General features: G+C 62.4%; 14 protein-coding genes and 1 pseudogene. 2 read left to right on the top strand and 13 right to left on the bottom strand.

The genetic code is table 11. The annotated features are described in order from the left end of the window. Positions 1-29 precede the first annotated feature (29 nt). From PZH32_RS05625 to PZH32_RS05605, 5 genes are all read right to left on the bottom strand, one after another. The gene (locus PZH32_RS05625; protein WP_275206761.1) at positions 30-731 is read right to left on the bottom strand and encodes an ABC transporter ATP-binding protein; all 702 of its coding nucleotides are present in this window, start codon (positions 729-731) and stop codon (positions 30-32) included. Positions 732-842: 111 nt separating this feature from the next. Further along, positions 843-2120, bottom strand: a complete 1278-nt coding sequence (locus tag PZH32_RS05620) for a hypothetical protein (protein ID WP_275206760.1) — start codon at positions 2118-2120, stop codon at positions 843-845. 216 nt (positions 2121-2336) lie between these two features. Then, the gene (locus PZH32_RS05615) at positions 2337-3944 is read right to left on the bottom strand and encodes an FAD-dependent oxidoreductase (protein WP_275206759.1); all 1608 of its coding nucleotides are present in this window, start codon (positions 3942-3944) and stop codon (positions 2337-2339) included. Between the two features lie 237 nt (positions 3945-4181). Continuing rightward, a complete protein-coding gene (locus PZH32_RS05610) occupies positions 4182-5660 on the bottom strand; it encodes a helix-turn-helix transcriptional regulator (RefSeq protein WP_275206758.1) in 1479 nt (492 codons plus the stop codon). Positions 5661-5883: 223 nt separating this feature from the next. Next, positions 5884-7833: a subtype A tannase gene (locus PZH32_RS05605; protein WP_275206757.1), complete on the bottom strand. Its 1950-nt coding sequence runs from the start codon at positions 7831-7833 to the stop codon at positions 5884-5886. 360 nt (positions 7834-8193) lie between these two features. On the opposite strand from PZH32_RS05605, the gene PZH32_RS05600 reads away from it, so the two are divergent. Continuing rightward, positions 8194-9018: a protein-ADP-ribose hydrolase gene (locus PZH32_RS05600; protein ID WP_275206755.1), complete on the top strand. Its 825-nt coding sequence runs from the start codon at positions 8194-8196 to the stop codon at positions 9016-9018. Positions 9019-9081: 63 nt separating this feature from the next. Continuing rightward, on the top strand, positions 9082-9984 hold the full coding sequence (locus PZH32_RS05595) for an SIR2 family NAD-dependent protein deacylase (protein WP_275206753.1): 903 nt from the start codon (positions 9082-9084) through the stop codon (positions 9982-9984). A gap of 119 nt (positions 9985-10103) precedes the next feature. Here PZH32_RS05595 and PZH32_RS05590 read toward each other — a convergent pair whose 3' ends face one another. From PZH32_RS05590 to PZH32_RS05555, 8 genes and pseudogenes are all read right to left on the bottom strand, one after another. Continuing rightward, on the bottom strand, positions 10104-11717 hold the full coding sequence (locus PZH32_RS05590; protein ID WP_275206752.1) for an FAD-dependent oxidoreductase: 1614 nt from the start codon (positions 11715-11717) through the stop codon (positions 10104-10106). 154 nt (positions 11718-11871) lie between these two features. Continuing rightward, positions 11872-13314, bottom strand: coding sequence for an MFS transporter (locus PZH32_RS05585; protein ID WP_275206751.1), 1443 nt, complete (start codon positions 13312-13314; stop codon positions 11872-11874). Between the two features lie 201 nt (positions 13315-13515). After that, entirely contained in the window at positions 13516-14406 is an 891-nt protein-coding gene (locus tag PZH32_RS05580; protein WP_275206749.1) for a LysR family transcriptional regulator, read from the bottom strand. A 33-nt stretch (positions 14407-14439) separates the two neighbouring features. Further along, positions 14440-16071, bottom strand: coding sequence for an FAD-dependent oxidoreductase (locus tag PZH32_RS05575; protein ID WP_275206747.1), 1632 nt, complete (start codon positions 16069-16071; stop codon positions 14440-14442). Positions 16072-16289: 218 nt separating this feature from the next. Next, positions 16290-16574: pseudogene (locus PZH32_RS05570) on the bottom strand (4Fe-4S dicluster domain-containing protein); the annotation flags it as partial. Positions 16575-16614: 40 nt separating this feature from the next. After that, positions 16615-18621: an FAD-dependent oxidoreductase gene (locus tag PZH32_RS05565; protein ID WP_275206746.1), complete on the bottom strand. Its 2007-nt coding sequence runs from the start codon at positions 18619-18621 to the stop codon at positions 16615-16617. Positions 18622-18780: 159 nt separating this feature from the next. After that, positions 18781-20265 carry a helix-turn-helix transcriptional regulator gene (locus PZH32_RS05560; RefSeq protein WP_275206745.1) on the bottom strand — a complete coding sequence of 495 codons (1485 nt, stop codon included), beginning with the start codon at positions 20263-20265 and terminating at the stop codon, positions 18781-18783. Positions 20266-20449: 184 nt separating this feature from the next. Beyond that, entirely contained in the window at positions 20450-21091 is a 642-nt protein-coding gene (locus tag PZH32_RS05555; protein ID WP_275206744.1) for an NAD(P)-dependent oxidoreductase, read from the bottom strand. Positions 21092-21125 lie beyond the last annotated feature (34 nt).

Here is a 21125-nt window from a genome sequence, read left to right as displayed (position 1 = left end):
AACGGCGGATGCAATCCGCGCCGATGCGGCTACCATTCCAAAACCTCCGCGGACAGCGGATTCTCGTTCACCTCAACAGCGGCCACCGACCCCTCGCGCACATGGATGACGCGATTGGCAATGGCCGTGAAGGCGGTATTGTGGGTGACCACCACCACCGTTTTGCCCGTGGAGGCGCAGGTGTCCTGCAGCAGCTTGAGGATGGCCTTGCCTGTTTGGTAGTCCAGGGCGCCCGTGGGCTCGTCGCACAGAAGCAGCTTGGGGTTTTTGGCCAGGGCGCGGGCGATGGCCACGCGCTGCTGCTCGCCGCCGGACAGCTGACCGGGGAAGTTCCGCTTGCGATCGGCCAGCCCCACCGCATCCAGCGTGGCGTCGGCATCAAGGGGATTCTTACAAATTTGCGAGGCCAGCTCCACGTTCTCCCGGGCCGTCAAGTTCTGCACCAGGTTGTAGAACTGGAACACGAAGCCGATGTCATAGCGGCGATAGTAGGTAAGCTGCTTGCGGTTGTAGGAGCTGACCGCGTTACCGTCCAGCAAAATAGTACCCGACGTGCAGCGATCCATGCCGCCCAGCATATTGAGCAAGGTGGTTTTGCCCGCGCCCGAAGGCCCCACGATCACCACGAACTCGCCCTGCTCGATGGTGAAGTTCATGGCGCGTACCGCGGCCACTTCCACTTCGCCCATCTGATAGATTTTGCTCACATCGCGAAATTCTACGAACGCCATGACGCCTCCGTGCCCCGAGTGGTTTCTGTTTTCTCCTAAGATACACGAGAAAACCCCGCACCGCGAGGGGCAACCGCGCCAACCAGGCAAAGAGCGGCCGAAGGGGCGCCGCTAGTCCTCCAGGTACTCCCGTTGACGCTTGCGGGCCAGCTGCAGGCCGCGGGCCACAAAGCCCTGACCGTACTCCTCGCGAATCTTCCAGGCGTAGCGCGTATGGGGATCCTCGAACTTCTGACGCTGGAAATCCAGGCAGTCATGGACCACGCTGCCAAAGTCGGCATAGAACTTGTCCATAGCGTCGATGATCTTCTTGCCGGCCTTCACCACCGAATGGGCGCTGCCGTCGGGCATGACGATCTTGACGGTTTTCAGGTCGTAGTGGGCCGCGTTCTTGAAGTTCTGCACCGCCTGCACTTGGTCCTTCGCCGAAAGCCGCGGACCCTCGATGGAGGCGGCCCACACCAAGAACAGCTGGCTGAACAGCACGTCGCGCTCGTCGAGGCCGCTTTTTACCAGCGGGTTGAGATCCACCATGCGCAGCTCGATGTGGCTGACGCCCTCGGCCAGCCCCTCCAGGCTGTAGGCACCGAAGTTCTTGAGGCGAATGGGATAGTAGAGCTCGGAGGGATAGCGAATCATGCCGCGATCGATGTAGTCCTGAATGGAGGCCGCGTAGGCCGCGGGGCTCGAATAGTCGAGAATGGGCGCGAAGAAGTTCCAGTAGCCCAGCTCCGAGCAGCGTACCGTGGCCAGACCCTGGAACAAGTCGCCGCCGATCTTGCCCTTTTCCACGTAAGAGGAGTCCATGACGGGGCTGGCCGCCATGACGGCCGTGAGGATCCATCCGTAGGTGACGCAGTTCTCGGCAAGGCGCACGTAGAGCTCGTCGCGATAAGCGTCGAAGTCGTCGCTGTCGGTGAGGGCGAAGTCGGCGCGCAGCAGCTCCTCGCCGAAAGAGTAGTTGATGTGAATGCCCGAGAAGGCCATCTTGTAGCGGCCGTAGCGGTCGGACAGGTACTCGCGGTACTCCGTCTTGTCCGCCTGGTCCCCGAAGTACTGGGCGATGGGAATGTCCTTCTCGTTCAAAATATAGGGCGGGTTCGAGAAAGGCCACACCAGTTCGTGGTACTCCGGCTTGGCCAGGGCGCGCTGTACTTTCTCGTTGTAGTATTCCAGCGACTGCATAGCCTCGGCCACGGTGCCGCAAACCGGCGTGTTCACCTCCACCTGGTTCTCGGAAAAGTCGCGGACGATGTGGACGTCGTCGGCGAAGTCGGCGGGCGTGTGGGCCAGAAAGCCGCCGCCGTCGATGCGCAGGCTTTCCTTCTCAAGGCCGAAGCCGCCTTCGAGCAGATGGGCACGAACCGATTCGTCGTGGGCGTGAAGCATAAGCGCCTCCCCTGAATGCATTGGCGAGGTCGAGCCCGCCAAACCTGATGATCGCGCTTAAGTTTACCAGTTGCGACTTCTCCGCGCGGCAACATCTTCGCATCGCCATCGTCTTGCAACAAAAGAGCCGCGATCAGCGCGATCGCGGCTCTTTCGTAAAGCGGCTGCCCCGGCGGGAGGGGAGGAATGACCAGGGCAACCTGTGAGGGATAGCTCTTAGGCCCAGGGCTCCTCGGCAGCGGCCGCAATGCCAGCCAGGCGGCCGAACGTCGAAGCGGTCATCTGGTAGGTGCCCATGATGGCGTCCTTGCCGAAGTGGCCGCCCGTGCACAGGCCGGCAGCGTACAGACCGGGGATAACCTCGCCGTTCACGTGGTACACATGGCCGTCAGCATCGGCGTCGTAGCCGCCGAGAGTCATCTGCACGTGAGCAGTCTGCTTCGGGCTCACCCAATACGGCGGGGTGTCAAGCGGGGTCAGGAAGTTCTTCGGCTTGCCGAACTCCGGATCCTCGCCCTTCTCGCAGTAGGAGTTGTAGGTCTCGATGGTGTTCAGCGCCACCTTCTCGTCCATGCCCCACACGCGGGCCATGCCAGCAGCCAGCTCCTCGAAGGTGTCGGCCTTCACCATGTAGCCCTGCTCGGCCCAGTTGTTCATGTCCTCTTCGGTGGCGAAGGGCAGCATCTTGCCGGGAATCCACTTGCCGTCGTAGATGACCAGATAGGTGCTCTCGGGCTGGGCGTAGATGTCCTCGGCCATCTGGCCGCGGGTCTTCGACTCGTCGTAGAAGCGCACGCCGTTCAGGTTCACGTGGAACTCGTCAGGCTCGCGGGTCAGACCCTCGGTGGCGATGACCAGCTCCTGCAGGTCCATGGTGGAGTGGTAGGGCTCAGAGTTCATGTAGCTCATGTGACGCATGTTGGCGCCAATGCGCTGACCGGCCTTGATGTGATCGCCCATGAAGGGGCCGAAGGGGATGCCCTTCGAGCCGCTCTCGGTGTTGGCATCGAGCAGGTCCTGGTTGATGGTCGGCCACTCCTTCAGGATCATCTCGGTGTCGTGGAGCCACAGGCCCGTGCACATGATCACGGCACGACGGGCCTTGATGGCCAGCTTCTCGCCCTTGGCATCCTCGAACCAGGCGCCGATCACGCGGCCGGACTCGCCGTCCACAATGAAGTCGGTCATCTTGGTCTCGAGCTTGGTCTCGCCGCCGCGCTCTTCGAACACGGCCTTCAGCGCCATGGGGGCGCCGCCGGCCTGAGCGGTCTTGTAGGCGCCCTGGCCCTCGCGGCCCTCGACGGGCTTCAGCTCCGGCTCGAACTCGCAGCCGTTGTCCACCAAGAAGTCGATGGTATCGGCGCAGTTGTCCACCAGCGCACGGGTCAGATCCGGGTCGGCCAGATTGCTGCCGCAGGCCATAACGGCCTCGTACATCTGGTCGGCGTCATCGGTAATGCCCTCGAACTTCTGGGGAAGGCTCAGCTTAGTCGAACCCCACGAATAGAAGATCTGGCAACCGCCGGAAGCACCGCCGGCGCCGTTGTACTGCTCGCACACAAGCGCCTCGGCCCCGTTATCGGTGGCGGCCACGGCAGCGGCGTAGCCCGCCACGCCCGAGCCCACCACGAGCACGTCGGTCTCGGCGGCCCACTCGATGTCGCCGGTGTTGGCAAGGTTCACGCTTGCCGTAGAGCCGGCGGCCTCATCGTCGCTCTTGCCCTTCGGCGCGCAGCCCGCCACGCCCAAGGCGGCGGCGCCCAGCGCGGCCACGCTCAGACCCTTGACGAAATCACGGCGCTCGAAAGAATGCATTTCAGTCATAAGTTCCCTCCTAGAAACCTGACGCGGCAAGCTCGGAAAGCTTGCCTCTCCCTGTTGCCGACGCGGTGCGCCGACACCTCAGGAGTCTAGGAGCGAAGGGGGCTGTCTGTCTTCATGCGCCTTGGCGATTTTGCCTGAAGATTCTCACCTCTCCCCCATCGCCAAACGGGATGAGATGAGGGGATGAGACCTAAGTTGACCTGGTGCTTTAATTGTCACCGCGGTCTTTCGTGGAGGTCAACCCTTTTCGTCGCGCAAAAGGTCGATAAGCTCGTCGACGTTGTGGGTGCTGCTCTTTTGATAGATATGGGCCACGTGGGATTTCACCGTATTGCGCGACAGAATGAGCTTATCGGCGATAGCCTGCTGGCGATAACCGCGCAGCAAAAGCTCGAGCACTTCGGCCTCGCGAGCCGTCAGGTCGAAACGTTCGACGGCGCAGTCGACCAACGCTCGGTCGCGGACAGCCTCGACCTCGGGAACCGCTCCGGCATCGGCGGATTCCTCGGCCTCGCGAGAATCTAAAGCCCGCTGCGCCGCCTCGGCCTCCTTCTCGAGCTGACGGCGCTGCGCGAAGCGCGGAAGCAGGAGAATGCCCGTCAGGAACACCGCGTACATGATGAAAGCCGTGAAGGCCGGAAGCGTAGCAGGCGCGAAGGCCCCGAACCAGAGCGCGCAGCCCAGACCAACGGCCACTCCGGCATCGATAGCCACAAAGCCACGGGCGAAAACCTGCGCCGGAGGCAGCGTGCTCGTGCGCGCATAGGAGGCCAGCACGTCGAAAATAAACACCAGCGACAGCTGCTGACCGAGCATGATGGGAATATTCACCACATCCTCGCGCACCGATCCCACGAATACCGACAGCATCAGACCGCCGCCCAAGATGGCAAGCACGTAGCCCGGTATGTTGTCGCCGACACGACGGCTGGCCATATAATCGACGAGCGCCGCAGCCACAAAGAAAATAAGAAGCACCGCGAAAATGAGATTCCAGTCAAGCGGGGCGGCGGCTTGGGAAAGCAGCGCCTGGTAGGCTCCAAAGGGCAGTGCGCACACGAAGCCATAGAGAAGCACGAACAGGGGGAATTTCGGGCGCTCCGTCCGCGCGTCCTCCTCGGAGACACCGTCCTCCTCCCCCGCAGCAGCACCTCCGCCCGACGGCTTTGCCGCGGCGGGAGCGCGCAAGAGCACCATAGCCAGGAACGGAAGCACGACCGGCAATCCCAGGGCCAAAACGGGCACCGCGCCGGCAACTACGCAGATGTTGTAGGCTAAGGCCATACCAAAGAACATGACCAGGCGTCGACTGCGCGCATCGGGCAGCTCGGAGAACGCCTCGCCCCAGATAAGCCGAAAACCCGAAAGACCCACGCCCGACAACAGCGCCGAGGCCAGCGACAGCAGCAGCGACCGGCCCAGAAAACCAGTCACTATCACCACCAAGGCGCCCATGGCCAAGGCCACGGGACACGCAATTTGAGCGGTTCGCTTCGACCGCAGGGGAAAGAAACGCCGAGACACCAAAACCGCCGCCATCACTACGACAAGCTGCACAAGAGTGATATAGAAGTGCTGGACGGAGAGGGCCGAGGGCTCTATGGGCGAGAGACCCACGGGAGGAGCCATGAGCATGAGCGGAGTCCAAGCCCAGAAGGCGCTGAATCCGATGATCTTCTTGAGGAGATCGCGGTCGAGCACGAACGAGTTGTTCAAGGCATTCCCTCCGTCGCCCCTCAGTCCATCGTCGATGAACGCCCCCTCGCGTTCCTTTACAGTTTGTCAGTATACCATGGGCTGTAACAATCACTGTTACCGTAAAGGAACCTGAGGGCCGACGAATCGTCTCGGATCCGCCTTGAAGGAACGGCCCGGCTCTTAGAGGAGCCGGGCCGTTCGAGCAAGCTGTCCTAGGGGCGATGGAGAAGGAGTCTGTGACCTATTGCACGCACTCCTTCACCCAGGCGATGAAATTCTCGTCGGAGTCTCCCGTGCGCTCGGCCTTGACGTGGCCCTGGCCCCAAACGGTAGCGAAGTCGACGTCGGCGCCGTCGTTCTCAAGGGCCAGCGCCAGGTTCACCTCGGTGGTGAGAGCCGTATCGCCCTGGTTGATGCCCGTGCGAATGCGCCAGAACTTGGCCACTTCGGAGGTATGGTATCCCTCCGAGTTGGAAGCCAGATAATAGAGCGGGCTGTACATGTTCAGGCGGGTGGCAACGGACGTGCCCAGAGCGTCGGTGCGCGTCAGATCCTGGGCATAGGCATCCGCGTACTCGGTGCCCTCCAACACCCCTGCCATCAGGGCGTCAAAGTGATCGCCCTCGCCGTCCCCGTCGCCGAACAGCACATTCTCGCCCTGGGACTCGTCCAAGGCGTCAAAGGCGCCCAAGGTCTTCGAGGCGCGCTTGAGCGCGTTGGTAAAGTCGGCGATGCTCGTAATGGTGGCCGTATTGGTTTTGGCGTCGTAGGTTACCCACGTGCCGTCGGCGTTCAGCGCGTCGATGTAGTCTTGGGGCGTATCGTACGTGCCCGATAAGGTGATGCCGCCGGCGTTGTCGACGCGGGCAATATTGTCCATGGCAGCAAAGTCCTCGCCCTCGGCACCGCCGTTGCCGCCCGCACCGTTCGGACCGCCGCGGCCGTCACGGGTCGGCTTCTCGCCGTCAATAGCAGGCAGATCGCCCTTGCCCTGCCCGTCCTTGCCGCCCTGGCCATTCGGGCCGCCGAAGTCCCCGTCGCCATCGGGGCCGGGGAAATTGCCATCGGGGCCGTCGCCGTCGGGGCCGTTGCCGTCGGGGCCGGGGAAGGCACCGTCGGGGCCGTCGCCGTCGGGGCCGTTGCCGTCAAAGGTGCCGAAGCCGCCCTTGCCCTTCTCCTGCACCGTGTAGGGGAAGGTGGTGTCGGCCAGGAAGTTGTCGAGGGACTGCTCGATAACCTTCTTCAGATACTCGTAATAGCTGCCGGACTGGTAGACGCCCTCATCGGACTTTTCGAGGGTGAGCACATTGCCGTTCTCGTCCTTCAATCCCAGGGCGTTGAGCGAGAGCGCGAACTGCTCGGCCATGTCATCGGAAATAGCCTGGTCCTCGTCGGAAAGATCCGTGCGCGTCGAGCCCAGATTCCACTCGTAGGCCTCGCTGGCCGTATCGAGGCTGGTAACCGGGCACCAGCACATGGCACCGTTGACGGCGTCGCTCACCCCCTCCACGGCCCCAATGGCCTGAAGATACGGATCGTACAGGGCACTGTCCCCCGAAGCGCCCAGCACCGCGCTCTGAGCGCCGCCGCCGCTCATGCCGAAGCTGAAGATGCGGTCCATGGCGCCCGGAAGCGCTCCCTCGTTGCTGCGCACATAGCGAATGGCGGCCTTCAGGTCGGTGACGCCAGCCGGGGCGCCGGCCTCGCGGCCGCGGCATCCCGCATAGACGTAAACGAAGCCCGCATCGGTATAAGTTGCCGTGCTCTCCACGTAGTCGGTGGGAGCTGCCATGGCCATGTAGCCGGGCGTTTCCACCGGCAGCACGATGGGAGCGGTGGCGGCGGTGAAGTCGCCGACGGCGCCCGTCTCGTTCAGAGCGCAGGTATAGGTGCCGTCCCCGTTGTCGGTAGCCTGGAAGTAGGCGGCCGGCACGAAAAGCCCCAGGGTTTCCGCGGAGGCATCGGCAGGGTTCTGGCAGTAGGCAATGCCCGTTTGCCAATACACGTTATGGTCGGCGTTGAAGTGCCAGGCGCTCATATCCACCTGATTCCAAAGCGAGGCGGCATCCGCACTGGGCTGCTCGGCGGCCGGAGCGGCCTGGTTGTCGACCGTGACTGCCTGGCAGCCCACCAGGGAGCCGCACGCCAAGGCGCACGCCAGGGCGCCGGCCGGCACAAGTCTCATTCTCATGGGAACCTGCTTTCTGAGGGGGACCGACCGCCGTCGCTTCCGAGGATGCGGAACGGCCGAATCCGATCTTGTAATAGTTGATTTTACAAATTATCTTACCGCCGTCCCTTTCATCCTGACGATAGAGCAGTTTTCAATAAATATCAGCAAAGCTGAAACCCGGCTGAAAGCTTCTTCCAATGTGGAGATGCGCCCCTCTAGGGTCGCCTGCAACAAGGCGCACTCGATTCGTTGACGGTACGGCATCATATTTGTAAGATCAATGATTACAAATTATTATGGAACAGGTAATTGAACGGACAGACCATGCGCGGCGCAAGCACGCATTCGCCTCTCCCCTTCTAGCAAAGGAGGTTTCCTGTGAAATACGAACGAAAAATGGAGCTGGTGCGCACCTTGGCAGGGTATCTGGCCGACGAGGCAAAACGCCACGGAGCCTGGGCCCCGGCAGACATTACGCGGACTCTGGACAACCCGAATGCCGACTTCGAGTCGCTGTGGCTGGCCTTCCGCGCGCTGGTCAACGTGCGTCCCCCCTGGCCGGCCTCGGCCGACTTCCTGGTGGCCCAAGACGAGCTTTTGGAGGGCCTCATCGAGGAGGCGGGCGTAGCCACGGTGGCCGACGCCGAGCGCAGCCCCCTGGACGGCCGACTGCGGCTTTGGCGCGGCGACATCACCACTCTGGGCACGGACGCCATCGTGAATGCCGCCAACTCGGGCATGACCGGCTGCTGGCAGCCGCTGCACTACTGCATCGACAACGCCATCCACACCTACGCCGGCATCCAGCTGCGCGCAGAGATGCACAGCATCATGGAGGCCCAGGGCCACGAGGAGCCCACCGGGCACGCAAAGATCACCTCGGCGTACAACCTTCCCTCCAAGCACATCATTCATACCGTGGGACCCATCGCCAACGGCCGTCCCACCGATACGCACCGCCGCCAGCTGGCCCAAAGCTATCGGGCCTGCCTGGACACCGCCCATGCCCACGATTGCCTCTCCCTGGCCTTCTGCTGCATTTCCACCGGCGTGTTCGGCTTCCCCCAGGACGAAGCAGCTTCCATTGCCGTGAGCGTCGTGCGCGACTGGTTCCAGGAGCACCCCCAATCATCGCTTATCGTAGTGTTCAACGTCTTCGGCGAAGCGGACGAGATGCTCTACCGCCGCTTGCTCGAACTGTAAGAGAGGGTCCGCCTCCGAAAAGCGAACCCTGCTCCCCCTCCACCCCCGTTCGAAAGGATTCTCATGCTTCCCTTTTTCTCCACCCCGCCCCGCCCCCAAACCCCCGAAGAGCGCGAAGAGGCCCTGAAGCGCGCCCGCGCCGTCATGGCCGAGACCGACCGCGTGCTCATCGGCGCTGGCGCCGGACTGTCCACGGCCGCCGGCATCAACTACGGCGGCCAGCGCTTCCAGGAGACGTTTCCCTCGTTCATCAAGCGCTACGGTATGACCGACATGTACACGGCGGGCTTCTACCCCTTCCCCACTGAGGAGGACCGCTGGGCCTACTGGGCGCATCACGCCACGGTGAACAACTTGGGGCTCGAGGCCCAGCCGCTTTACGAGGAAATCTACGAGTGGGCGCGCACCCGCGACTACTTCGTTATCACCACTAACGCCGATATGCAGTTCTTCAAGGCCGGCTTCGACCCGGAGCGCATCTTCGCCACCCAGGGAGATTACGCTCACATCCAGTGCATTACCGGCCAGCACGGCATCCGCGAGGACGCCGAGCTGTTCGCCCGCATCGAAGAGGACACCGACCACGGCAAGCGCACCCGCATCACCGACGCGAGCCTGGTGCCCACCTGCGACGTATGCGGAGCGCCTATGAACATGCATCTGCGCGTGGACGACTCCTTCGTGCAGACCGACGACTGGTACGCCGCCGAGAAGCGCTACCGGGAGTTCGTGTCGGAAATCCCCGAGAAGAAGACACTCCTCCTGGAGCTGGGCGTGGGCTGGAACACCCCGGTGTGGATTCGCATGCCCTTCGAGCGCATCGCCAAGCAGACGGGAAGCCCGCTCATCCGCATGAACTACGACAGCGCCGAGGTGGACGGCTCCATCAAGAGCGGCATTGCCATCGAGGGCGACATCGCCCAGACCTTCCCCGTCATCAGCGGCGAGGAGCCTTTGGCGTCCTAAAAAAGAAGCCCCGCCAAGAGGGTGGCGGGGCAAAGAAGATACAACCTTGGCAGGCACCCGTAGGGAGGGGGGTCGGGCGCCTGCAAGGCCCTCGAATTGGTTGCTAATGCAGCTTCGGCTTACAGCTCCTTGATGGCGCTCTGCACGGCCTTGCGACCGGAGTAGCAGCAGTAGCCGGAGTTGCCACCGCAGATGGCGATGTTGTAGGTGTCGCCGAAGATGGCGCAGCCGTCCATACCGGCGCCGTAGAGGCCGGGGATGACCTGCTGGGTAGCAGTCATGAGCTGCATATCCTCGTTGAGCTTGTAACCGCCGATGGACTTGATGATCTGGAAGTCGGTACGGGCCGCGTAGTACGGAGGCGTCGTCACCGGCTTCAGGAACTTGGCCTGCACGCCGAACTCCTCGTCCACACCGCTCTCGCAGTAGCCGTTGTAGTTGTTCACGGTCTCGACGAGCGTGGCAGCATCGATGCCCATCTGCTCGGCCAGCTCCTCGATGGTGTCGCCCTTGAAGACCGAACCGGCGTTGTCGGCGATGGCCCCGTCGATCTCGGCCTGCAGACCCTCGAGCTTGGCGCCGATACCCGGGCCGAACATGTAGTCGACGTACACGCCGTCGCCATTCTCGAAGTAGTCGACCATGGCGGAGTCGAAGATGGTGTGCACGGTGCCCTGGGTACGGATGCAGTTCGTGGCCACGTTCTGGTCGATGGCGTCCTGCAGGTCCTCGCGCATGAAGCGACGGCCCTTGTTGTTCACCTCGAGCAGGAAGTGGCGGGTGGCGCAGCCGTTGAGCGCCTCGCCGGCGCCGTAAACATAGGAGTTCTGCAGCACGCACATGGAACGGGTACCCGCGCCGGCCTGCATGGCCATGCGGTAGCCGTCGCCGGTGGAGTCCTGGCCGGTGGTGGAGGCGGAGTAGGTGGTGTCGATGCCCATCTTCTCAGCGATAAGCTCCAGGTCGCCAGCGGCACCGCCGGTGCAGATGATAACGGCCTTGGCGTTCACCTGCAGGTAGTCCTTGGAGCCGTCCTCCTGGGCGTACACGCCCTTCACCACGCCGTCCTCGATGACCAGCTCGGTGGCAGAGGTCTTGTAGCGCACGTTGACGCCGCCGTCCTCCAGAGCCTTGGCCAGGCAATCCATAGCCTGCTGGCCGTTGTGCTCCTTCCACCAGTGGAAGCAGTCGAACTTGCCCATGCCCTGATAGTTGTCGATCTCGCCGAACTCGACGCCGTGATCGACCATCCAGTCGACATTCGCGCCGGACGTGCTGAAGAACTCGTCGTACTGCCAGAAATCGGTGAAGAAGTGAGCGTACTCCTGCTCCTCCGAGATCATGTCGCGCGTGTCGTAATCCGGCACACCCTGAGCCTTCTGCATCGAGCTGCCGCTGCCGAACATGCCCTCGGTGAAGATGCCCGTGCCGCCGTAGGTGGCAGCGCGCTCGAGCACGACAACGTTCACGCCGGATTCCATGGCCTCGACGGCCGCGGCCAGACCGGCCCAGCCGGCGCCCAGCACGACAATGTCGCAGTCAACGGTCTCGGTAACGTTCTTGGCCTCTTCGGCAGCCTCGCCGGTGTCAGCCAGCGGAGCCTCATCGGACGCGTTGCTGGCGGTGGGGGCGCAGCCGGACAGCGCGCCGGCAGCCAGAATGCCGCCGAAAGCGGCGGCGCCGCTCAGGAACGCACGACGAGATACGCCCTCGGTCTTTTCAAATTCAGTCATTTTTCTCCCTTTCCTTTGAAGCCTCCAAAACTTCATAGCCTGAAGTGTAGGCTCCGCGGGAACGCAAGAGAATAATCAACCTATTGTGCTTTCCACAACAACGAGTTGTGGCCATGGCCGACAAGGGATGAGCGTCTGTGGCCAGGCGATTCGGCTATTCGATGGCGTCTGCAGCGCGCACCTCGGCATCGGCCACCGCGTCTTCCGCCACCTCAAGTGCCAAGGCGCGGCGCTTGCGAGCGTAGAGAAAAGCAATGACCGTGCCGACAACGGCGATGGCGCAGGCCACCGCCACCGCTGCCGCAAAGCCGTCGGCCTGGGCCACGGTAGCGGCCGCTCCCTCGGCCTGCACGTTGGCCGCCACGGCCGACAGCACCCCGATGAACAGCGACGGGCCGATGGAGGCGGCGATTTGGATGAACGTGTTCAGGATGGCCACACCGTGCGGATGCTGATGGGGCAGCAGCGTTTGCAGACCGGCCGCCTGGGAGGGCGACAGAATAAGGCCCACGCCGGCATATACCGCCACCGAGGCCAAAAGCACGCCTAGCAGGGACAGCTGCGTGGCAAACAGGCACACCGCCGCCTGCCCCACGGCAATGAGCCCGAAGCCGGCGGGCAGCAAGGGCCAGCAGCCCTTAGTGTCCATAACCTTGCCGCCGATAAGCGCCGTCACCGCGTTCACCAGAATGGGCGCCAGCAAAAGCGCGCCCGCCGCCAGAGCCGTCGTGCCCAGAGCACCCTCGAAGTACAGCGGCAGCAACACACTCATGGAGAAGGTGGTCATCATAGCCACCACCATCAACGCGCACACCGGCGAGAACAAGGAGTTGTGCAGCGGGCCCAGGTTCAGCAGCGGGTTGGAAATCCGATGCTGGCGAATGACGAACACCGCCATGGCAGCCAAACCCACCACGATGGTCCCCAGCGCCAAAAGCGTCTCGGACGCAACGAGCGACAGGCCGAACACGAAGAAGAACAGCCCCGCCGCCGAAAGAACCACCGACGGCAGATCCAGCTTCACGGGCTCCGGCTCGTCGATGTTGCGCATGAAGAACACGCCGGCGATGGCCAGCAGCACGATAACAGCCGCCGGCGGCACCAACACGCTGCGCCATCCGACAGTGGTCACCATAACACCGCTGACCACCGGGGCCAGTGCCGGTCCGAAGGTGATCATGCAGCTGCCGATGGACAGGTACGTGCCCGTTTTCTCGTGGGGCGCCACGGCCAGCACCGTGCTCATCATGAGCGGGATGAACAGACCGGTGCCCACCGCCTGAACAAGGCGGAAGATAAGGAACAGCGGCCAGGTGGGCATAAGCATATCCACAATGAGGCCGGCGCCCAGGAAGGTGGCGGCGCTGAGATACAAGGTACGCAGCCTCAGGCGCTTGAAGAGAAACGCCGTGGTGGTGACCACAATGGCGGTGACTATCATGTAGCCGGTCACGAGCCACTGCGCCGTGTTGGCGCCAATGGAAAACTCGTTCATGACGCTGATGAGCGCCACGTTGATGGTGTTCTCGTTGAACGAGGCCACAAAAGCACTGCCGTACAGAACGGCGAGCATGGGAATGATTTGACGTTTGTTCATGGATCCTCTTCGGCTCCGCACCGCTGCACGGCCCCCGAAATCCAACGAGCGAGTGCCGTGCAACTGGACTTACGCTACTGACTGCTCGTTGTAGGGCTATATGTTACAAAAATTGACACCCAGTGAACCCTCGGCTAACCAACGAATGGGGGGAACCGGCGCGGGAACGGCGGTTGCGCCTCCCCCGCCTTCTCCCGCGCCCTACACGATGGAAAGATAGGGGGCGAGGGCCTCGCGCAGCACGTCGACGGCCTCGTCGTCGTAGAAAAACGGAGAGCGCATCAGGTAGAGTCCCACCTTGCCGATGGGATAAAAGCGAAGCTTCTCCCGCGTGCCCTCGAACAGGAGGCTCTGCCAGCTGGCCACACCATCGCAGTAGGTAAGCACGAATCCGTCGAGGTTCATGGTGTCGCGCGCCTGTGGCACGAACTGCGGAGGCTGCGCGCAGCCGTAGTCTGCCAGCACCGTATCGATCCACGCACGGGTTACCTCATTGGGAACCGGCATGTTAATTGTGGCGATATCCGCAGGCGTCAGCGTGTCTTTCTGGGCAAGGGGAAGGTCGCGCTTCAGGGCAAGGAACACCTTCACGTCGGTCAGCTTGGCCGCGTGCTCTCCCACATCCGCTCCCCCGCTGGACACCACGAGCCCCAAGCTGCGCGCCCCGCTCTGCACGTCGATGCGACACTCATCGCCGTCCAGATCGTCCACGATGAGCCGAAAAGGGTGGCGCGCGGACGCCGCGCACTCCTGCACAATGGCAGGCATGGCATCAGGGCGATTGCGCAAAAGCCCCTTTTCGACGCACAACGTCACCTGGGCGCCCACCGCCCGCTTTGCCTCCTCGAAACGAGCGAGCGCCTCGTCGTACTCCCTGACGAGGCGCTCGGTATCTTCAAAGAGGAACGTGCCCAGGGGCGTGGGCTCCATGCCGGCGCTGGTGCGCTCGAACAGAGTCACGCCCAGCTCCTGCTCAAGGGCGGCCATTTGCTTCGACAAGGCCTGTTGGCTGATGAACAGCGACTTGGCCGCCCTTGACAGGCTGCGCTCCTGATACACCGCTCGAAAGCTGTTGATGTGTTTTATCTCCATGGGAGATAGTTTAACACATTGTAAGTAAGATCCTTACAGGCTGGCGATAGCATTCTGAGCAGCGTTGCGCCCCGAGTAGCAGCAGTAGCCCGAGTTGCCGCCCGGCACCGAGATGTTGTAGGTGTCGGTGTACATGTTGCAGCCGTCCATGCCCGCAGCGTAGAGGCCAGGAATGGCCTTGCGCGTCGCGTCGATGACCTCGTTGCGGCGATTCACCTTGTAGCCGCCGATGGACTTCGTAGTCTGGAAATCCTGGCGCACGGCGTAGAAGGGAGCCGTCTCCACCTTGCGCAGGTACTGGGGATCGGTGCCGAAGTCGGCATCCTCGCCCGCATCGCAGTAGCCGTTGTAGGTTTCGATGGTCTGCAGGAAGACGTCGGTGGGCACACCCATCTGAGCGGCCAGGTCCTCCAGCGTATCGGCCTTGAACACCGAACCGGCCTCAGCCTCGATGGCCCCGTCGATCTCGCTCTGGAGATTCTCCAGCTTCGTGCCCACTTCCGGACCGAACATGTAGGGAAGGTAGGTGCCCTCGGTCATGAACTTGTCGATGTTCGCCTGGTCGATGATAGTGTGCACCGCGCCCTGGCCGGCAATAGCGTTCGTGGCCATGTTCAGGTCGACAGCGTCGGCCAGGTCCTCGCGCATAAAGCGCTCGCCCTCAGGGTTGACCATGATCATGAAGTGGTGGGCCGCCACACCGGACAGCTCCGTGCCCGCACCGTAGACAAAGGCGCTTTGCAGCGAGCAGATGGAAGCCGGACCGGCACCGGCCTGCTTGGCCATGTTGTAGCCGTCGCCGGTGCACAACGCGCCCGTCGGCGTATAAGAGTAGGTAGTGTCGATGCCCAGCAGCTCGGCCACCATATCGAGATTGCCCGACAGGCCGCCGGTGGCGATAATAACCGCCTTAGCGTTGACCTGCAGATACTCGGTGCCGTCCTCGTCAAGCATGACATAGGCGCCCGTCACGCGACCGGACTCGTCGATAATCAGCTCGGTGGCACGGGCGCCCAGGCGCACCTCTACACCCAGCTTCTCCACGGTATCGGCCAGGCCCTGCATGGCCTGGGAGCCGGAGCCGTCCTTCCACCAGTGGAACACGTCGAACTTGCCGGCGCCGTTGGAGTTGTCCACGCCACCGAACTCGGTGCCGTGGGCCATCATCCAGTCGATGTTTTCGCCGGACATCTCGAAGAAGTCCTTGTATCCCCAGTAATCGGTCAGATAGTGGGCAAATTCCTGCTCCTCGAAAATGAGCTCGTTCAGGTTGTACTCCGGCACGCCCTGCTGCTTCTGCAGCGAGCTGTTCACACCGAACATGCCCTCGGTGAAGGACATGGTGCCGCCCAGCATCTGGTCGCGCTCGATGAGCACCACGTCGGCGCCCTGCTCGGCCGCCTCGACGGTAGCGGCCAGACCGGACCAGCCGCCGCCCAGCACCACGATGTCGTGGTCGATAGTCTCGACGATGTTCTTGTCGGCCGCGGCGCTGTCGCCCGTAGCCGGCAGCTCATCATCGCCAGACGTCGTTGTCTGCTCGGCCGCCGGAGAGCATCCAGCCAGCGCGCCCAGGGCCACGGCGCCTCCCAGCACCGCACCGCCCGTCAGGAAGCTGCGACGGGAAAGGCCGCCTTCCTCCTGCAAGAGATTCTCCACAGTCATTCATTCCTCCTTAGTTGAGAATAATATCCCTCACAAAAGCAGTGTAAGAGCATCAACCTTTCCCGCGGAATAAGCCTTTGCTTGTGGCTTTTACAACGGAGCGTTGTAAGCCGCGCAAAGAAAAAGGCCGCGTTTCGGGAACGCGGCCTTTTCTCTGCAGACGGCTTATGCGCTGGGTAAGAACGGGAGGGAGAGGCGCACAGCCGAGAACAGCGCGCTTACTTGCCCCAGCTCTTTTCCTCTTCCTCCGGCATCAGCTCGGTGAAGGTGCGCAGGGCGCGGCCAGCCGTGATGGCGAAGCCGTACTGGGAGGTGGACATGCCCAGAGAGCGACCCTGGCAGTACAGGTAGCACTGACCGCAGCTCTGGCAGTTTTCCGGATACAGCATGACCGACTTCATCTCGTCGTCGTTGAAATAAAACACGTCCATGGGGCATATTTCGGTGCATGTCTTGCACCCAATGCAATCATCGAGGTTCTTGCGAATAACGCTCATTTCGGATCTCCTCCATTCAAGGCCGAATACTACGTTGGGTCGGCGCCTAGCGGTCGCCCTTCTTCTCTTCCTTGGGAAGCCCCAGGGCCTCCTCCTCGCCGGGGAAACGCCACAGGTACCGGTCGGTGTAGTCCAAAGAGGTGTCGCCCTTCCACTCGTCGGGGATCTCCACCTTCTCTACCACCGGGTTGCCGTCGTCTCCCTTGCGCACACCCATGTAGCACAGGAAGTTCTCATCGTCTCGATAGGGGAAGTCGATGCGGTAGTGCATACCGCGGCTCTCCTTGCGCGCCATCTGCACGCGCAGCTTCAGTTCGCTGGCCAGCACCTTGTGCTTCATTTCCATGCACAGGCGCAGATCGTGGCCCGTGTAGCCCATCAGCTTCGGCACAACGCGGTCGCGCAGCCATTCCACCTGGTTGAGGGCGGCGGCCAGGGTTTCCTCGGTACGAGCCAGATGAACCTGCGGCGCAATCATGGTGGCATTCAGAATATCGCGGGCCCAGCTCGGATCGAAGCCCTTCTCCAGCTTGGAGGGAGCGAAGATCTCCTCGGTGGCCGCGTCGATCTTCTCCTGGGACACCGGCACCTGCTCCACGTCCTTGATGTACTCCACAGCGGCAGCAGCCGAGCGATCGCCCATAACCGAGCAGCCGGTGGACGTGGTGCAGCCCAGGGAGTACATAGCGCCCAGGAACATGGCGCCGTAGGTGCCGTCGCCGGCCACGTACAGGCCGGGCACGCTGGTCTTGCCGTCCATGTCGTCCCATCCGCAGTACACGCCGCCGCACATATGGGCGTTCATGCCGGCTGCGATACCGTAGATGTCGGCCTTCGTCTCAGCCGTGAGCTCCTGGGTGTTGGTCAGGTAGTCGGTGTAGCGCGGGTCGCCCTCGGCCGGCTCGGGGCTGTGATCGCCCTTCAGGCCCGTGCCGTCGCAGGCCGCCACGCCCTCCAGGGCCTGGTTCACGCGGCTGCGGATCATGAAGTTGCCCTTGCCGATAACGTAGTTATCGATGACTTCCTTGTCGTTTTTGCAGTTGAAGATGGCAACAGGATTGATGGGCTGCACGTAGTCCCACAGGCAGTTGTAGGATGTGTCGCCGGCGGCCCAGGAGTTGGTCTGATGGAAGTCGTCGAACTCCTTGCCCAGAATGGTCAGGCCCAGATTGTAGGCGATGTACTCGCCGTCGAAGGTGTTGCCAGAAGTAGGATAGCCGGCCGAGCGAATGGAGCTGGGGCCCGTGCACAGGATAACGGCCTTGGCGGAGATGGAGATGACCGTCGAGCTGCGGAACTGGAAGCCGATGGCGCCCGTCACGCGGCCGTCCTCGGTTACCACGTCAGTGAGCATGGTGTGGGTGAGTACTTGCACGCCGTTGTCCTCCAACGCCGGCAGCCACTTCGCATGACGGCTCGAGGTGTCGCGGTACTGCTCGAAGTAGTCGTACTCCTGATCATGCTCATAGCCATCGGCAATGCCGCTGTTGTACTGCTCGCAGATGCCCAGTTCGTCATTGAGCGCCCAGGCATCGGGCGTAGCGTTGATGTACATGCGCAGCCAATCGAGGTTGGCAATGTACTCGCCCGTCATCTGGTCGTGGTTTACCGAGCCCTCGAAATCGTCGAAGTTCTCATCGAACCAGGTGGTGCTGTTGGAGAACGGCGCCAAACCCGAATAGCCCGGCTTGCCCTTGTCCACGCAGATGACCTTCGCGCCGGCGCGGGCAGAGCGCACAGCGGCATGGAGACCGGCCCAGCCGGCACCGACTACCAAGATGTCGCACTCGTACGAGGTTTCGCTGGGAGCCGCCTCTTCACCGGGAAAACCCAGCTCGTCGGAAATGCCGCTCGTGCGCGCCGAGGTGGTCTCGCCCGTCGAGGCCAGCGCATCGGCCGCCTCGTCGCCATCGGCCGGCGCCTGCGTGGAAGGCGCGCATCCAGCCATGCCCAGCGCCGTGGCCGCCATGGCCGCGCCGGCGCCCGCAAGGAAGTTCCTTCGGGTCACCCCGTAGGCGCCCTGGGCCATCTTGGCGGATTCGTATCCGTTCATAGTTACTCCTCCAAATCTTGTCTTTCCTTTTCCTGCCGCCCCTCCAGGCGACGAGAAAGACCATAGGAGAAAGAACCTCGGCAAACGACCGCCAAAACCTACGATTTTGGTTGCACTACCACCAACAAAACCACCTAAACGCTCAAATGATCTGGGGTTTTATATTTCATTGAGCGCATCGACCACTTCGATGAGCTCTTGCTTTCGATGCACCCCCATCTTGCGGTACACATGGCCCAGATACCCGCGCACCGTCGACTCGGACAGATACAGTTCCTCGGCAATGCCTTTGGCGCTGAAGCCGCGGTAGGCCAGAACCGCCACCTCTTCTTCTCGCGCCGTCAGATCCTTGTGGACGGCGGCTCGCTCCACGCGCTCGCGAGCCAGCTGGATGGGGTCAGCCGGAGCAAGACGACCCTCGCAGCACGCAGCACACGTCTCGCAGTGCAGCTCGACGCCCGCGCACTCCCCTGCCCCTTGGGAGGCCGAAGGGGTGGCCCCGGGACGCGCTGTCAGATACCAGCGTACCAGCAGCACCACTGCCAACGTTACCGCGAGGAACAGCGCTACGGACACCACCGGAACGGCTTCCGGGCTCTGCAGCAGCCCGTGGAGGAAGCCCTGCCCATGAATAAGACCCGAGGTGAGCGGATGGGAAAAGCACACCACGGCAATGCCGTACACGCAAAAAGCCGGATAGGGAGAAAGGCCCTTGCCCGCCACCGTGTAGGCCAGCGCTACCCAGAGGAACATGCGGAAGAGCGCCTTATTGGCCGGCAGCGCATTTACGAACGAAGGGAATAGCACTGCCAGCAGTGCAATGGCGCAATAAAGGATAACGAGACCGGCAAAGCCGATGACGAGCTTACGCTGAGAGTAGGCCCCCACGCCCAAGGGCAGGAGCACCAAAGCCCCGACGCCCACGAACATCACGCGCAGCAGCAATTGCAGAAGATCGGAGGCGCTGGGGGTAAACCCTACCAGCGTCTCGCCCAAAAGCCACGACCCCACATAGATAAGGGCCACCGAGCAGACCGTCATAATCCAGGGAAGCTCGGTGAGCGAGCGCATGGTACACGCAGCCACGGGGCCTCCGGCACAGCGCCCCAGCAGACAGAGCACGATAACCGGCGGAGCGAGCAAAGACATCTCGAAGCCCAAAGCGCCGAAGCAGGAGAGCAGCACCACATAGAGCACATAGGAGACGACGGCGTTGACCGCCGCCACACCGCAGGGGGCCTGCACCGTCGCTGCCCCACAAGCAGCCGTGGCGTAGGCCACGAAAAGTGCCGTAGCCACCAGGCCGATCACGCCCAGAAGCACATCGCCTTCCTGGGCGCTTGCCACAACCCATGCCATACCAGCAAGCCCAGCCACGCCCATGCCGCCGATAACCCAGCGATTGAGCAGATGGGCGCCACGCCAAAACCCCAGTCCGAGCACGGCAAGAAAACCCAGCAGCAGAACGCCCGTGTACACGTTGTCGAACAGCGAGGCGTCGGCCGCCGAGAAGAGCTGACCGGCTTCGGAGAGAAACGTATTGGCGTAGGAGTCAAGCCGGAAGCAGGACCAGAGAAAGCACAGCGCGCCCACCGTCAGGACGTTGTTGCGCGTTACAAAACTTTTAATGCTGATCTCGGTCATGCCACCCACCCACTAGCGGCTTGCGCCGCTTCTTACGTGCCTTCTGGCTCCCTCAGCGTTTGGGGCCATAATTATTTTCAGTCTAACACAATATAGCCTGAAGACATTCCTCCAGATGAGAACGAAAAAAGGCGGTCGGATTTGTCCGACCGCCTTACACGCTGCTCCTGTTTTAGCGAAGGTGCTACTTGCCCACCACGCTGATGCGCTCGCGAATATGCGCCTCGGGCGTACCGGTGCGCTCGGCCTCGTCCACCATGGCAATGGCGTAGTCGGCATAGCTGATCTGGGACTCGCCCTTGTCGTTGACCGTGAACTCCTCGCCGGCCAGGATGTAATCGCCCGTGCGATCACCCTCGGCCTGGAAGTCGGCTGCCGGGGACACGAAGGTCCACTCGACGTCGTCCACGCCGCGCAGGAAGTCCAGCGTCACATTCTGGGCGCTGGCCAGGGGCTTGAACTCGTCGGGGAAATCGGGGGTGTCGATAAGCTGCACCGTATGCTCGGGGTTCATGTACAGCGAGCCGGCGCCGCCCACAATAAGCAGACGCACGTCGGTGCCCGCCAGGATGTCAACCAGATGCTTGATGGTGGCAGAGTGCTGGTCGAGCGTCTCGGGAGCCCAGGTGCCGAAAGCATCCACCACAACATCGAAGTCCTTGAGATCATCGGTGGTCAGATCCATGATGTCCTTCTGAATGACATGCTGAGCGCAGGTCTTGTTCTCACCACGCACGATGGCGGTAACATCCTCGCCGCGCTTCACGGCCTCCTCCACAACAAGACGACCGACACGACCATTGGCAGCAACTACGGCAATTTTCATAATGGCTCCTTTCGATTCAATTTGTAATTATCGC

Origin of the sequence: Adlercreutzia equolifaciens, from assembly GCF_029076695.1 — a bacterium.
GTDB classification, from domain to species: domain Bacteria; phylum Actinomycetota; class Coriobacteriia; order Coriobacteriales; family Eggerthellaceae; genus Adlercreutzia; species Adlercreutzia equolifaciens_A.
Note: the sequence above shows the minus strand (reverse complement) of the source record. Positions and strands in the feature narration are given on the sequence as shown.